General features: G+C 41.6%; 15 protein-coding genes and 1 CRISPR repeat array. Of the genes, 11 read left to right on the forward strand and 4 right to left on the reverse strand.

What is annotated here, in order from left to right:
- Positions 1–309 precede the first annotated feature (309 nt).
- A CRISPR array of direct repeats spans positions 310–1213; the repeat unit is 36 nt; unit sequence GTTTCCATTAATTCAACTTCCGAAGAAGTTTAAAGG.
- Between the two features lie 455 nt (positions 1214–1668).
- The 4 genes from H6G28_RS30440 to H6G28_RS30455 all read right to left on the reverse strand — a co-directional run bounded on the left by H6G28_RS30440 (position 1669) and on the right by H6G28_RS30455 (position 5773).
- Complete coding sequence (locus H6G28_RS30440; protein ID WP_190676530.1) at positions 1669–2919, reverse strand: phosphoribosyltransferase family protein; 1251 nt, start codon at positions 2917–2919, stop codon at positions 1669–1671.
- A 36-nt stretch (positions 2920–2955) separates the two neighbouring features.
- The gene (locus H6G28_RS30445; protein WP_190676532.1) at positions 2956–4038 is read right to left on the reverse strand and encodes a DNA-processing protein DprA; all 1083 of its coding nucleotides are present in this window, start codon (positions 4036–4038) and stop codon (positions 2956–2958) included.
- Between the two features lie 287 nt (positions 4039–4325).
- Positions 4326–5264: a hypothetical protein gene (locus H6G28_RS30450; RefSeq protein WP_190676534.1), complete on the reverse strand. Its 939-nt coding sequence runs from the start codon at positions 5262–5264 to the stop codon at positions 4326–4328.
- Positions 5265–5434: 170 nt separating this feature from the next.
- Entirely contained in the window at positions 5435–5773 is a 339-nt protein-coding gene (locus tag H6G28_RS30455; RefSeq protein ID WP_190676536.1) for a helix-turn-helix domain-containing protein, read from the reverse strand.
- 174 nt (positions 5774–5947) lie between these two features.
- Between H6G28_RS30455 and H6G28_RS30460 the strand changes: the two genes are divergently transcribed.
- From H6G28_RS30460 to H6G28_RS30510, 11 genes are all read left to right on the forward strand, one after another.
- Complete coding sequence (locus H6G28_RS30460; RefSeq protein WP_190676538.1) at positions 5948–6883, forward strand: hypothetical protein; 936 nt, start codon at positions 5948–5950, stop codon at positions 6881–6883.
- 135 nt (positions 6884–7018) lie between these two features.
- Positions 7019–7342, forward strand: coding sequence for a hypothetical protein (locus H6G28_RS30465; protein ID WP_190676540.1), 324 nt, complete (start codon positions 7019–7021; stop codon positions 7340–7342).
- On the forward strand, positions 7335–7532 hold the full coding sequence (locus H6G28_RS30470) for a hypothetical protein (RefSeq protein ID WP_190676542.1): 198 nt from the start codon (positions 7335–7337) through the stop codon (positions 7530–7532). Before H6G28_RS30465 ends, H6G28_RS30470 begins: the two co-directional genes overlap by 8 nt.
- A 25-nt stretch (positions 7533–7557) precedes the next feature.
- Positions 7558–7755: a hypothetical protein gene (locus tag H6G28_RS30475; protein WP_190676544.1), complete on the forward strand. Its 198-nt coding sequence runs from the start codon at positions 7558–7560 to the stop codon at positions 7753–7755.
- 117 nt (positions 7756–7872) lie between these two features.
- The gene (locus H6G28_RS30480) at positions 7873–8247 is read left to right on the forward strand and encodes a hypothetical protein (protein WP_190676546.1); all 375 of its coding nucleotides are present in this window, start codon (positions 7873–7875) and stop codon (positions 8245–8247) included.
- 98 nt (positions 8248–8345) lie between these two features.
- Entirely contained in the window at positions 8346–9155 is an 810-nt protein-coding gene (locus H6G28_RS30485) for a hypothetical protein (RefSeq protein WP_190676548.1), read from the forward strand.
- Positions 9156–9265: 110 nt separating this feature from the next.
- Positions 9266–9535, forward strand: coding sequence for a MerR family transcriptional regulator (locus H6G28_RS30490; protein ID WP_190676550.1), 270 nt, complete (start codon positions 9266–9268; stop codon positions 9533–9535).
- Positions 9519–9974 (forward strand): DUF1392 domain-containing protein, encoded by a 456-nt coding sequence (locus H6G28_RS30495; RefSeq protein ID WP_190676552.1) that lies wholly within the window; start codon positions 9519–9521, stop codon positions 9972–9974. The genes H6G28_RS30490 and H6G28_RS30495 overlap by 17 nt, the downstream gene beginning before the upstream one ends.
- A 41-nt stretch (positions 9975–10015) precedes the next feature.
- A complete protein-coding gene (locus H6G28_RS30500; RefSeq protein ID WP_190676554.1) occupies positions 10016–10774 on the forward strand; it encodes a hypothetical protein in 759 nt (252 codons plus the stop codon).
- A gap of 17 nt (positions 10775–10791) precedes the next feature.
- The gene (locus H6G28_RS30505; protein ID WP_190676556.1) at positions 10792–11388 is read left to right on the forward strand and encodes an alpha-ketoglutarate-dependent dioxygenase AlkB family protein; all 597 of its coding nucleotides are present in this window, start codon (positions 10792–10794) and stop codon (positions 11386–11388) included.
- Between the two features lie 191 nt (positions 11389–11579).
- The gene (locus tag H6G28_RS30510) at positions 11580–14756 is read left to right on the forward strand and encodes a plasmid replication protein, CyRepA1 family (protein WP_190676558.1); all 3177 of its coding nucleotides are present in this window, start codon (positions 11580–11582) and stop codon (positions 14754–14756) included.
- The last annotated feature ends 8 nt before the right edge of the window (positions 14757–14764 follow it).

A 14764-nucleotide genomic window follows, 5' to 3' on the forward strand; every position in this document is an offset into this window, starting at 1 on the left:
ACGGTGTTATCATTGCAGCCACAGAGTCTCCACTATCAATGTGGAGGCGAATTAATGGAAACTATTTACAGAATGAAAAACCTGAATAGCACTCCTGAGTCTCCACATTGATAGTGGAGGCGAATTAATGGAAACTCATCAACCAAATCATTCTGGTTCTTAATTGCTAACTAGAAAGAAAATATACCCGACTTATTCTGATAAGTTGGGTATTTCTATTTTATGATTCTGCAAATTACTATTCTTGAATTTAACTTTTGAAAAATTTTACAACAACCTGAACGGGGCTTTTAACAATAGCAAACGAGGGTTTCCATTAGTTCAACTTCCGAAGAAGTTTAAAGTTTTATAGGACTTCCCACCCCCCTTGCAGCGGCAGTTGTTTCCATTAGTTCAACTGCCGAAGAAGTTTAAAGACAACGCAGTTGATAAGATGCAAGGCATAAACAGTCAAGTTTCCATTAGTTCAACTTCCGAAGAAGTTTAAAGCATTGTTAGTACAGTACCGCCCCGCCTGGTTTTGTAAGTTTCCATTAGTTCAACTTCCGAAGAAGTTTAAAGGCAGCGAACAGTTTTACAAAAATCCATGAGTGCGAAATTTCCATTAATTCAACTTCCGAAGAAGTTTAAAGGCCAAGAGGATGAAACACCTCACAGAAGGGCTAATTCTTTTTCCATTAATTCAACTTCCGAAGAAGTTTAAAGGTTCCAGAAGGCGAAGAAATAGCTTGGGTTTCGGAAGTTTTCCATTAATTCAACTTCCGAAGAAGTTTAAAGGATTTAATGGATGAATCAAGGTGCGACACGTCGCGCCTTGTTTCCATTAATTCAACTTCCGAAGAAGTTTAAAGGACTTTTGCTTTTGGCTGCACAGAGGTAATTCGTGCATTTGGTTTCCATTAATTCAACTTCCGAAGAAGTTTAAAGGTCGTTATCCAGCATGGTGAGTTTTCTGATGTTCGCGTTTCCATTAATTCAACTTCCGAAGAAGTTTAAAGGTTTTAGGTTACAAGGTGTTATCACCTTCTGAATAGTTTCCATTAATTCAACTTCCGAAGAAGTTTAAAGGGTGATTTCCAGCTTTTGCTGGAAGTGGCCCTCAAAGTTTCCATTAATTCAACTTCCGAAGAAGTTTAAAGGTTCGCAAGAGTCCTTCTACGGATTTGGAACTGGAAATGTTTCCATTAATTCAACTTCCGAAGAAGTTTAAAGGGGCTAGGCTGTGAAAGCCTTACCTGGGGCTAATCCTACAGCAGATTTTCGGGGCTTGTCAAATTTACTCAAAATCAAGAGCCTCAATTGAGAATTAAACTGAAAAAACGCAGACTCAAACCCTTACTGAATAAGCCTGCCGGGGCTGTCAACGAAATAATCAGGGTTTGAGGCTCTAGGCTTTTGCCCCGAAATGACTCAACAGTTAAGTTTTACTTATCACTAATCTAACCAATCTACGCTTATAGTAGCTTAATCGGCGGGTAAACAAACTCTTCTAGAACCCCGATTATTACCCCCAACACCCCCAAAATCTCTCTAACCCCTGCCTTCTCTCGCTCCATCTGCTGAACGCGCTTCAGCAAACGCTTGGGGATATACTTCGATGACTTGAGGGTGCGATCTCTCTGGTTCCAAAACACGAGATAATATCACTCGTTCTAAAAATTACTTTTATTAAATACCTGTTGGCCACTGCCAATTATCATACTCTGACAATCTAGAATCAATTTCTTCAGGAGCAAATGGATCTAAAACATATTTTTTATATGGATGTCTAGTAACAGAATCTACAGCTAAAAATCTATTTACTTGAAATGGGTTAAATTTAGAAAAATCTTGTATTTGGGCGTAGTCGGTGTTAATTGTTTTTAACCAGGACAGAGAAATTACTTTAGCCCCTGTTTGCTCAATATATATACGAGCAGCTTCTAATGAATAACCTTTTGTGCAGATATCATCAACAATAAGAACAGTTTTACCTTTTTTTACAGGGCAATTTTTATATGGTTTATCACCAGCACCTCTAGGATTGAATGGGTATTGGTTAAGCCTAATTGTATTCAATTGGTTAAGATGATCAACCTGTTGACCTGAGCTTCTAGCAAAAGCTGATTTTGTTGACTGGGTATGACGAATTACTAAATCCCGTAAATAGGCTTTATTAAAGCACTTTGTAAATATTACCATTGGCTCTTCAATTACATTAAATGTTGAGCCTTGCTTATGTCCAGGATAAGGAGCTACCAAATCAATTCGTTTATGCAATCCTGAAAAATAAATAGTAGATAGTAAATATTTTGTCCAAAAATCTGGATGTCCGGCTCCAAACTTTACTGTATTTTTTGCATCTTCTGAATAAATTGCAAATTCTGGTTTATAAGTACTGTAGGGGCCAAGCGAATAGTATTCCAGTCCTTTTTGATTGATTGAGTAATGCCAAAAATGTTTACGTAAACAAAAGATATCAATAAATCGGGCAACATCATGAGGTGAATCAAATTCAAAACCATAGCTAATATTTTTGCAGTACCATGTAGTATTTAGTAGAAGAATACCCCCATTTACTGCTGTTCTCATATCATCAATACTATTACCTAAATATATAGTTTCATTATCATCCCATCCCATTTTTTCTAATACATAATTAATGGCTTCTCTGGAAGGTTTGTAAGGCATATCGCCTCGATTAGCAATATACCAAGGAAAATTACCCCATAAATTTGATACAAAATCTTCTAGTCTTTGATTTCCAATTGTCCAATCACGGTTTGCCATAACTACTGGCTGTAAGCCATTAGTAAGTAAATAGTTAATAAGACGACCTAACTCAAAAATCAAAGAATTATTGATTACTGCATTTGATTCTACCCCAGTTGCAATTACTCCATCAATACTAAAAATTACACCTTTCAAATTTTTATACATAATGCTTCTCTAATTTAAAAATTATTTTTAATACTTTTAAAAAAGCTTTAATTGTTCATAACTCTGCTGGTCTAATTTTTGCTCTGTAGTCTGGAAATCCTTTGTTATGACTTTAATGTTTTGTTCTTGAAGGCTAAAATTACTTGTTTGTTTTTTTAACCTCTGCTTAATAACATTGATAAACAATTGCTCATCTCCCGGAAGCGTAAAAATTTCTGCATCTAATTTTTTAGCCAATATTAATTCTTCATGAGCTTCAGCCCAATCTGGCAATCGGAGACAAACTATCATTTTCTTGGCTTTATTTGCAAAATTAACTGTATGTGCCGTTCCACTTTTCACTTTCCATTCAATAGGTATAACAACTTCAGCTAAACCAGCTTGTAACCTATTTCGATTTACAAAATTCTCAGCACTATAAGATTGATTCGGTAAATATTCAGAAACAATTGCGCCACCATGTTCACAGATATCTTGACGTAATTTTTCGGAACCAGCAGGATAGTTCTGAAGAATACCTGTACCAATAAACGCAATAGTTGGAACTTTTGCTCTAATTGATTTTTTATGAACTATTTGGTCAATACCTAATGCCAATCCACTAACTGTAACAGCGTTAAAATATTGAAGGCAAGCACCAACATAATTAGCTAAAAATATTCCATCTTCAGATGGTTTTCTAGTTCCTACAATAGCTAAAGCTGGTTTATGTAAAATAGAAATATTACCTTGAACAAATAGCCATTTCGGAGGATCAGCTATCTCACGTAAAGTTTGTGGAAAATCTTCTTGCCCAAAATGAATAACTTTAATACCTTGTGCATCAAGATTATGATACAGCTTAACTCCTTGCTTCCATAATTCATCACGCTTTTGTAACCAGTTTTCACCTATTTGGTTAGCGATTTGGCTGGTATTTTTACATTTAGATTGCAATAAATAATTAATAAATTCAGCATTTGATTCAGCCTTGAGTATCTGCTTGAACCCTAGTCCTGATAGAGCAATACTTCTAATAGTCCAATATCCTACACCCTGCAACAATGACAAAGTGAGCAGAGATACTGTCTCTGCTACCCAATAATCTGTTTTGCTGCTGACATTACTATTTGCCATCATTGAATAAATTGGTTAGTCAGTCATTGAACTACTTAAATTTAGGTTAAACATTTTAGCTCCCAAACCAAATCATTACGTTTAAATTAATTTATATATTATCATAGTATATTTATACTAATTTGTTGGTTCATAATCTTACTGTTTCAAAATCTATTACTATCCTTGTGTTCTATAACAGCACCAGTATAATTACTAATATCATTATTTGCTGTGCCAAAAGTCGTTTTGCTATCTTAACCAAACCATACCCTAGTTCATGAACATCTGAATGTGATTCAATGTAAGCATTAGTCATCCTTGCGATGAACATTTGCCTCCAGAAAACTCAAAAGCTCCTGCTCAAATGCAGTCAAATACGGTCGCTTCATCTCTCCCAGATATTTCAACACAGCCCTACCAGCTTCTTCCAAGTTCTCGCTCTCTCGCAACCCCCGAATGCGATCACACACCTCCTGCATCTGCTGACACTCCTGGGGCAGGTAATTGAATGACCGCAAATGCTGCACCCCAACAATCACTTCGCCATTCCAAGTTTTCACCGTGCAACTAAAGTCATTCACTTGAGCGACAATCGCCCAACACCCAGCTTTGCCTCGGAGGTCAGGGTTGTCCTTTACAAGAATTTGGCAGACTTCACCGACTTGGTAGGTGTTGGGGATTTTGGTACGTTCCATGATTCTTTGAACCGCATTTTTGACAACACGACCTGTAGGCACTTTACCACCAGCTTCTTCAACCGCAGTTTGCCACACTTCCCACTGCTGCTGCGATTCTAGCTTGGTCATGGGTCTGACTTGCCCTTCACTTGTCGGCAGAATTTGCGTCCCGTTTGTTGTCAAATCCTCAACCTCAGAATTTTGACAACAAATTGTTGTCAAATTTTCGTAGACTTGGGATGCTGCAATCAAATAATTTGACTTTTGACGGCTGTGGCCAAATCTATCACGACAGTATTCCTCAAAGGTTTTATGCGTGGATCGGTAGAGTCGGCGATCGCGCAGTTCCGCCAAAGCCTTACCCGCCTCAAAAAATGCTCTTTCAACTCTGCGTTCAAGATGTAGGCGATCGCTTTGTTCTTCTGGGGTTAATTCAGGGACTTCAACAGCAGGAACATCAATGATTGCAGAAGCTGGGTCTTCGGAAGGGGCGATGTCTGAGTTGAGCGATTCTGGGTTGCTGGATGTGGCAGAGGTAGATTTTGTGGGCTTATGGGGTGGGGTGTTCATGCGCCTACCTCTTCTAGCTCAGGACAATTTGCTCAAAATCTGTCTGCACTTGATCTTGAGCAAGGTAAATAAATGTAATTGCTGATTGAAGAAGAAAAAAAGATAAATAGAAGGATTGACAGTGCTAGAACTAATCATCAAAAGCTGTAATTGCCTTTGATGAAACACGCTCATGCCGATCTCCTTTCAAATGGCAACACTATTCCATCCAATTGATCTGCTGATTGCTTGCGAGAGTGTTTTTGAATCTCCGGCATTTCGTCAACTTCCGATATTAGGTTGTCAGCCAATGCTTCAAGCCCAGGCTCATCATCAGGAAGCCAAACCAAAAATTCCCCTGGCTGAACTTTATAAGTAGTACAAATTTTGTCTAATACACTGCCCGTAGGGATGTAGTTGGGGTCATTGCATAGTCGATAAGCAGTATCTCTGCCAAGTTTAGTGTCTTGCCAGAACTTATATCGGCTGATGCCTTTCTCTTCAATAAATTTTTTGATTCGATTTTGCACTGTCATACCTCCATAATCTCATAATAGATACTATACCCTAGAAATGCGAATACGCATATTGACACTATTACTTAAAAATGCGAATATAAAAGCATAACAAAAGGCAATGCCCTCAGCCTCGGAAACTTTGGAAGCAATCGCCTTTTGTCCCACATATTTATGGAGATTCCCATCATGCCACATACCACCCCCGCCCAGCAACCGCCCGTCCGTTGCACCCTACCGCACCTCAAAAGAATTGCTGCCCCCGACGAACAAGCGATTGCTCAAGACGAACTGAATCAGTATGTTGCGGAGCAAGCCGAAGCAATAGCTCCAGAAGAATTAACAGTAACAGAAATCAACCCCCACCACTTCGAGATTTTTGCTGGTAAACAGCTAATCGCGTACATCAGCTACGACAGCAGCGAATTTATAACTCAGCCTTGGGTGGTGATGGTAAATGGTAACGAAATCTTCCGACACAACACCCAAGCTCGATGCTTCCGTTACATCGAATGGCATTACAAAGACGGGACACTACCGTTACCCTTACCCGCACCAGCACAGTTTCCAGAAGTTCCTACAGTTGTCGAAATCTCCTTCTACGACCAAGAGGCATTCGCAGGTGAGCAGTTGGTAGCCAGTGTGAGCTACGACCACGAGAATTACCAAGATTTGTACTGGTGTGTGCTGGTGAACAACAGCGAGATTTTCCGAGACACTACACCTGCAAGATGCCACAGTTACGTTAAGCAGCAGTACCAGCAAGGCACATTGCCAGTGCAGATACAGTTCGAGGAAATCTGCACAACAGGTAACGAAATCATGGTGCAGATTTTCAATGCTTGTGAACAGCACGGATTGGAACTGCTCGATGATGGGATTTACCAGGATGACGAAAAATTAGGCGAAGTCGGGTTTACTGACGGCAACTGGTGGTTCATCCGGGCTGCTTCAGAAGGGCAGAAGGTAGCGTGTGGTTCAGCAGATGAGGCTGTGCGAATGCTGTTGGTGGTTGAAGCTGGGAATTGGGAGGACTTGTTAGATAAGCCATTTGACCAACTCAGTCAACAGGAATGGCGGCTTTTGATGGAGTCTGAGCCAGTGCGGGAATTAGTTGCAGTGTAAGGAAAGAGTGGGCTTTTATACCCACTAACTTTATCCAATGATTTACCAGTTCCAAATATAACCACCTGCAATTGGGGCAAGCCTCAGTAATTGTGTCCCAATTGCTCACCCATCCCTTCAACCATCAACAAATTTATGCAACCCACAATATCAATTCCACAAGACTGGGAATACCCCAGATTCATATTCGGTCAGCGTACACAACAAGGAATCGTAATTGGCTTAGAGTACAAGCCTGCTAATACACAATTAGCCTACGAGTACGGTAATTCTTGGCGTTATACGGTACTTCCTGACAAACATTCAGATGAAGTCCGCCATTACTCTCAAGACCAACTTCAAACGCTTTCCATTGCAGAAATACAGCAGCAGCTACAAGCTGAGATTGACGAACATCAACAGCAAATCAAAGTACTTCAGCAGCAATTGACGGCAATTGGAGGTTCAAACGATGGCTAAAGTTTTCGATCCTTACGTTGAGAGAACTGCTGCAAGACTACTGCGATCGCTGCGTGGTTCTGGTGGTTCTATACCTTTACACCGTGTTCAGTTTTCACAGACTATCATTCAGCATTTGTTGGACAAGAAACAGGCACAAATAAAAAATACCGGACATGGATTCGTACTGTCAGTTATTAAGCAGTTTTAGTTGCAGATAGAAGGAGCAAATCAAAATGGATTTCCCAGATTTATTGCTATTAGTTGAATCTGCTCAGTTTTTGATAACTCAAATTGAAAAACATCCTGATTATCAAGCACTTGATTATCAACCAGACCTAACAGTTGGTGATGCTCAAACAGCACTCTCGTATTTGAAATGCGAACTAGAAGATAATCAACAGACTTCAGTTGTTTTCAAGAGTGTTGATTAGGAAAGAGCAATCGCCTCAATGAGTGCTTATGTTGGGGCGATCACTCGCTATTGGCTTAAAGTTACATCTCGCTAGAGACGCTTCATTATTACACACCAATGCTAAGGACTGAGGAAAATGAAGTTTGAAATCAATCAATTTGTTGAAATTGTAGATGATAAGCCTGTTATTCTCTCTACCGAAATTAGAGTATTAACGCAATCTACTGACTTGTATTCTCTTGCCAGAGACTACATAGAAGAATATGCCGATTACGAATTTATTCAACGCCATCAATACTCTGGTTACAGAATTAAGAACAACAAACGCCGTCGATACAATATAGTTCTGATTCCGCAACAAAACAGATTAATCATTTGTTCTCAACAGCAAACCCAAACAACAAGTAAATTATTTCCCTATTTGTGGGAGACAGCTATCAACAGCATTGAAGAATTACATTACTTTTTTGAACTTTGGAACAATCAAAACCATGAAAAAGCAAAAGCCTGAATAAGTTTTTATCCAGGCGATTACTAAATAAGGGATTTAGGTAGATATCTCTACATGAAGGGAATTATTGCACACCTATTTAATCAAGAGGTTAAGAAATGAATACTGAAATTAAACTAGGCTTTTGCAATCCTCCAGAACCAGTTTACCTATACGTCAAAAATGGAGAATCAAACGGTGAATCATATCTTTGGTATCACTTCAATATCGACCAAGATAAAACTATCCCAGTACAACAACGTGGGCTAACAGGTTATTTATCAGAACTACGAGTGACAGCTAAAGAATTCAAGGGAAAGGACAATCTCAAGTTAGATATTGTTGTGACATCTGATGAAGTTTACATTATCCGAACTGGCATAGATACGAACTTTGCCAAAACGTTCTTATTATCAGCATCACTTGTACAAGATTTTTCTAAACCCCTGATTATTGCTGTTACTGCTGGTGAAGAAAATACCGTTTTCTGTCGATTGTATGATGCCACTACCAAAGTCAGAATCCGCAGAGAATGGAATGCAAATGCTGACTGGGGTGCAATCATTACCGAAATTCAATCTCGCTTGGGTACATCTTCATCTGTTCCCGTAACACCAGAACAACCACACCCACAAGATTTGCGAGTGAAACAGATACGTACTTTGTTAAATTATCCGCTTGATTTAGTTAAAGAATACTTGCAGTTTCAGGATGTTGACCGTCCGAGTTTACTTCCTGTGAATAAGATTGATTCTCTTGTAAAAGCAATGTGCTTGGCTTGGGCTGTTGATAAGTTTGAAAACCCCAATGATGCTGAATCTTCGTATCAAAAGCAAGTTCTTGACGCGATCGCTAGTGGGGCTGATGAAGTAGCGGCGATTCGCTCATGGATGCAGCAGTTAACAACAGTAAAAGCAGGGGTGGCTTGACCAAGTAAATAAGTCAGGGGCTGGAAGTAGACAAAGAATCTCAAAGTTTCTTATGACCACTTTCTTCTATTTCTAAATCTTAAGGGGCATCAAATTTAAGAGAGGTATTTATGGCTAAAGTCTTGATTGATTCAGACAACTATACCTGTCATCAAATTGCTAGTATTCTATCTCTGAATTTATCAATAGTTCGCTTTTGGATTCAGCGTGGTTGGTTGAAAGCTAACAAACATACTCCCAAACATTATGAAATCGGGATTGGACACCTCAAACAATTTCTAGAAAATCCTCCACATCAAATTAGAAAACGGATTACTGCCCTTGATTCTCAAGCCATTAATTATCTTTTGAAGGGAAAGCGTAATGGAATCAATCACTGATTTAGAAAGATGTTGGTTCTTATCTCCGCCTTGGAAACAAAACATCCCACCCGTTGAAGTTAACTTGTTTGAAAAAGTCTACCTCAAAACCAACAGAAGATTCGGTTACTGCTGTGGAGTGCAATGGTATGGCAATTGCTGGAATTACGTTATCGAGGTCAAAAATGATTTCCACTATGCCACTAAACATCAAATTATTGCCACTGGTAATATACAACCCAGGATTTTGAAAAAACCTGCTTTCGTGTTGGGACAGCGCGTACTGTTAAAAATTCCCAATCACGGCACAAAGCAAAGGTTAATTCTGGGGATTGAGTTAATCGAGAAGTCCTGGTTTTATCTAGTCGAGTTGGTATTACCTACTTTTAAACAACCACTCATCACCACCAATCGCTTTTCTTTGGTGCGGGAAGAAGACTTAGTGCGGGTGAATGTTTAACTCCCAACTCAATACTCTCTACTCATCACACAAATAAAACTATGTCACAGATTGAAGTAGCCCAAATCATCGAACAGATTAAGCAAGAAATTACTGTTGACGCATCAGGTAAAGCTAAAGCCAGCATTCGAGCAACCGCAAGATTGGCTGGGGTAAGTGCTACAGCAATTCTCAAGACTTTTGAGAGTGTTAACCAAGAGCCATCCAAATTAGCTCAAATGCTTTTAGAGTCCTGGTTTGAAGCTGTTAACCTGCAAGAATGGCGCACTGATGGCATTCCCGACAAGGCGATCGCCATCATTTTAGAATACTACGCTCATGAAGCCGGAAGATACTGCACTAAACAAGCAAGACTTGTATGCCGTTCATTCAACACTATCGGTATTCGGGCTTGGATTCAAGAAAAGTTGGGTTGGACAAAACCCACAACGGCTAATGAAACTGCCCTCACTCAAATCCAGTTACTCGCTGCGATCGCACAACAAATGGCAGAACAAGAACAACGTTTACTCCAACAGCAACAACAGCAAGCCGAAATCTTGCACCGACTTAAGGATGTCGAAATTGAACAAGACCGCTTTAACACACCCTCCGGCCACAAGTACAGCATCGTGGGTTTCGCTAATCTTCAAGGTTTAGAAATATCAGCAAAAGAAGCGAGTGCTAAAGGAAAAAAAGCCAGTGCCTTGTGTCGTAAACAAAACATCGAAATTGAACGCATTCATGACCCCAGGTTTGGCAGAGTCGGCTTGTATCCCGAAAGCGTTTTGATTGAGGTTTTCTGTGCCAACCAAAATTAAGTGATGGAGAAACCACCATGCAACAACTCAATTTATTTCCTGAATCCACACCAACCCTACCAGTCACCTATTACCCAGAATTCCTAACTGCTCAAGAAGCAAACGAACTCTATCAACACTGCCTACAACTGCAATGGCAACAAAACCAAATCAGGATGCTGGGAAAAACTTTGCCTGTCCCCCGCCTGGAATGTATCTACGGGGACGCGGGTTGTAATTACCTGTATTCCAAAAGTGTTTTACTCAAACCCCTGCCTTGGACAGAACCACTGGCCCAACTGCGAGATAGAATTACCGTCGCTACTGGTTACAGCTTCCGTATCGTCATTGGCAATCAATATCGTACAAACTCTGATTCTATTGGATGGCACAGTGATAACGAATCTTCAATGGGACTCGACCCCGCAATCGCATCCATCAGTTTGGGTGCTGTTCGTAAGTTCCAGATTAAACCGATAGGTGGTAGTGCCACTGACTTTTGGTTGGAACACGGCAGTCTGCTTTTGATGCACCCAGGATGTCAGTCTACCCATGTACATCAGGTTCCGAAGACAAACAAAGTGGTGTGGACGAGGATTAATCTGACTTTTCGACCACACACCGGGGGCAGATAAAAACTACTTGTTCAATCACGCCTCCTTAATTGTTTTGAGTTTCAACCCAATTTTTCAGAATGGCGTAAAGTATTCGTGCCTTAGTTCAGGTGTACTAACAACCTGATTTAGTTTTTTAGCCAGTGTCAGTTTTCACTCTAGCGGTATGAGTGCATACCGCTAACTCTGTCGTGCGTCTATTGGAGGGAATTATGAGTCTTGAATCACATCACTTACAAGAATGGCTCAACAGTGGCGTTGATGAAGAACTGATTGCTTTGAATGTGCGATCGCTTGTCGGCAGAACACCTTATGAATACCTGTTGTACAGTCCAAAAATCTCCCGCCGCAACGATGGGCGATTACGCGATCGCGATTTGAAGAAATACCAACACATTGAATTGGGCGGTTGGTGGTGCAGTGGTGTTGACCCCTTAGCTGACTATATTCTAATGATGTGGGGTTGTTTCAAGCCCGATAAACCCCGACGTGACCCGCAGAAGATCCACAAACATATAAAATACGAGCATCCGTACAGGGAGCAAACACGCGCATTCTTTCTGCAAGTCACCAAGAAGATTTGGGTGAAAGTCTCAAACCGTTGCGGTATTCCCATCACTGACGAGGATTTACAGCATCCGGGTGGGTTCTGGCATTGGGTATGGAAGAACAATGTACCAGTCGTAATTGTCGAAGGGGTGAAGAAGGCCGCTTGTTTACTGAGTGCTGGTTATGCGGCGATCGCCATCAGTGGAGTAAATGCTGGCTACCGCACACCAAAAGATGATTCCATTACTGCCACTGGTAAGCCATCGCTCATTCCCGATTTGAAACATTTCGCAACAACAGGCAGACAAGTTAACATTTGCTTTGACAACGATACCAAACCTGAGACTGTTCAACGGGTAAGAACTGCTATCAGCCGGATGGGTCGTTTATTGATTGCTGAGGGTTGCTCTCTACGAGTGATTGATCTACCAGGAACCGAAAAGGGAGTTGATGATTTTGTTGTAGCTCATGGTGAGGCGGCTTTTCACTCACTGTACAATACAGCCGAAACCTTGGAACTGTGGGAAATCAAATTATTCACCTTGTTAACTTATCCGCCAGCGATCGCACTCAACCAAAGATTCCTGGGTGAGATGATTGCTCCAGAAGGTGAAAAGCTCATCGTCCTCAAGGCTCCAAAAGGCACAGGCAAAACCGAGTGGTTATCTCAGGAGGTTGCCAAAGCACATGACCAGGGGCGAAAGGTACTGATTATTACCCATCGCATTCAACTGGGTGAGGCATTGTGCGATCGCTTCGGCGTTGATTACGTTAGCGAAATTAAAACCTCTGATACAGGCGGTTTGCTTGGGTATGGCGTGTGCGTTGATTCGTTACACAAGGATAGCCAAGCTCATTTCAACCCTAACGACTGGTCAAACGATGTCATTATTATTGATGAATGCGACCAAGTGTTCTGGCATTTGCTCAACTCTACTACTGATGTGGCTAAAAGGCGTGTCTCAATTCTTCGCAACTTCAAGCAGTTAGTTCAAAACGTCTTAGGTAGCGAACAGGGCAAAATCTATCTTTCTTCTGCCGATGCCTCAGATACGGATGTCAAGTACATTTTGTCTCTGGCTGGAGAATATCGTGTCAATCCGTTCGTCATCGTCAACAATTACCAGTCAGTGTCTGGCAAATGCTACAACTATTCTGGCAGTAACCCCAAGAATTTGATTGCGGCGTTAGATCGGGCGATCGCTGCTGGCGGACATCATTTATTATGTTGTTCTGCCCAGAAAGCTAAATCCAAGTGGGGAACTCAGGCATTAGAGCAAAGGTTTAAGCAGAAATTCCCACACCTGCGAATACTGCGGATTGACAGTCATTCAGTTTTAGATCCGAAACACCCAGCTTTTGAATGTATTGCCCATCTCAACGAAATTCTCACGCAGTACGATTTAGTTATTGCTTCGCCCAGCCTGGAAACTGGCGTGTCTATCGATATTCGAGGTTATTTCAACTCTGTCTGGGGGATATTCCAGGGGGTTCAGCCTGTGGACTCTGTACGGCAGATGTTGGCACGATTGCGCGAAACAGTTGACCGCCACATTTGGGTTAGTCGGTATGGGATGGGGACTGTGGGCAATGGTTCAACTTCGATGGGTGGGTTATTGCGGAGTCAGGACATTGCAACCCAGGCAAATATCGCATTATTGTCGGCATCTGACAATGATGATTACTCGTTCATTGATCAGAATTTCCAACCCGAATCATTGCAAACTTGGGGTAAGCGAGGTGCTGTTATTAATGTCGAGATGCGCCGCTATCAAGAATTTGTGCTGAAGGGTCTGGCTGCTGATGGCTATACGATTATTGACGCGGATGATTCTGACCCTGATGAAACCAAGGAAATTGTTCAGGAAGTCAAAGCAGCTTCCAAGGAATTATATTCTGGTCAATGCTTGGGGGTTTCTGAATCAGAAGATGTGTCTGATGCGGAACTCAAGAAATTGCAGGAGAAGCGGGTGAAGACTAAAGAAGAACGGTATCAGCAGCGTAAGGGTGAATTGTCCCGGCGTTATGAAGTGGAAGTGACACCCGAATTAGTCGAGAAAGACGATGACGGCTGGTATCCTCAACTGCGGTTGTACTATTATCTGACTGTGGGGCGGCAGTTTTTAGTAAACCGAGACAGCAAACGAGCTAAGGCACAGGCGGAAGTTGGGGAGAATGCGATATGGAAGCCTGACTTTAACAAGGGGCAGATGTTGTCGTCGGTGCGGTTGTTAGAAGAATTGAAGCTGTTGCAATTGCTTACGCCTGGGGAACAGTTGCGGGGTTCTGATCAGAGGATGCAGGAGTTTAAGGCTCACGCGCTACAGCATCGGTACTTGATCAAGAATTATTTGAACGTGACTATTTCGGAGAAGTTGACACCTGTGGCGATCGTACAGAAGCTGTTGGGCAAGATTGACCTGCGGTTGTCGTATGTTGGTCGGTTGGGGGAAAGAGGGAAACGGGAGTGTGTTTATAAGTTTGTTGGGCCTGATGATGGGCGGGATGGGATTTTTGAGAAGTGGTTAAATCGGGAGTTGGTGTCAGTCACTAGTAATATAAATGTACCAACACCAATCACTTACACAACACCACTCCCCAGTAATCAGGATATGGAGGGACAGGAAAGTTCTACGGATTCTTGGTGGCGGCAGGTTAAATCTTACGCTGCTGGGTTTATGGAACGAGTGAAAGATGATGTGGAATCAATCAAAGAGTTCCTCTCCACCCTCACGAGTGATGAACGGTGGGGCGTGATGCTGGCGTTTGAGGAGGCGCAGCCAGAGGTGTTCGGGGAGTTGGTAGCACAGGCTCCTGAGTGGGTGACGTGGATGGGGTGACTCAAATA

The organism is Nostoc sp. FACHB-190, assembly GCF_014696905.1.
Lineage (GTDB): Bacteria > Cyanobacteriota > Cyanobacteriia > Cyanobacteriales > Nostocaceae > Nostoc_B.

Excerpts from the sequence above, each read along its gene's own strand:
- H6G28_RS30505 (WP_190676556.1), top strand. The coding sequence starts at position 10,792 with ATGCAACAACTCAATTTATTTCCTGAATCCACACCAACCCTACCAGTC.
- H6G28_RS30480 (WP_190676546.1), top strand. The coding sequence starts at position 7,873 with ATGAAGTTTGAAATCAATCAATTTGTTGAAATTGTAGATGATAAGCCT.
- H6G28_RS30440 (WP_190676530.1), bottom strand. The coding sequence starts at position 2,919 with ATGTATAAAAATTTGAAAGGTGTAATTTTTAGTATTGATGGAGTAATT.
- H6G28_RS30510 (WP_190676558.1), top strand. The coding sequence starts at position 11,580 with ATGAGTCTTGAATCACATCACTTACAAGAATGGCTCAACAGTGGCGTT.
- H6G28_RS30495 (WP_190676552.1), top strand. The coding sequence starts at position 9,519 with ATGGAATCAATCACTGATTTAGAAAGATGTTGGTTCTTATCTCCGCCT.
- H6G28_RS30470 (WP_190676542.1), top strand. The coding sequence starts at position 7,335 with ATGGCTAAAGTTTTCGATCCTTACGTTGAGAGAACTGCTGCAAGACTA.
- H6G28_RS30465 (WP_190676540.1), top strand. The coding sequence starts at position 7,019 with ATGCAACCCACAATATCAATTCCACAAGACTGGGAATACCCCAGATTC.
- H6G28_RS30500 (WP_190676554.1), top strand. The coding sequence starts at position 10,016 with ATGTCACAGATTGAAGTAGCCCAAATCATCGAACAGATTAAGCAAGAA.
- H6G28_RS30460 (WP_190676538.1), top strand. The coding sequence starts at position 5,948 with ATGCCACATACCACCCCCGCCCAGCAACCGCCCGTCCGTTGCACCCTA.
- H6G28_RS30475 (WP_190676544.1), top strand. The coding sequence starts at position 7,558 with ATGGATTTCCCAGATTTATTGCTATTAGTTGAATCTGCTCAGTTTTTG.
- H6G28_RS30445 (WP_190676532.1), bottom strand. The coding sequence starts at position 4,038 with ATGATGGCAAATAGTAATGTCAGCAGCAAAACAGATTATTGGGTAGCA.
- H6G28_RS30490 (WP_190676550.1), top strand. The coding sequence starts at position 9,266 with ATGGCTAAAGTCTTGATTGATTCAGACAACTATACCTGTCATCAAATT.
- H6G28_RS30485 (WP_190676548.1), top strand. The coding sequence starts at position 8,346 with ATGAATACTGAAATTAAACTAGGCTTTTGCAATCCTCCAGAACCAGTT.
- H6G28_RS30450 (WP_190676534.1), bottom strand. The coding sequence starts at position 5,264 with ATGAACACCCCACCCCATAAGCCCACAAAATCTACCTCTGCCACATCC.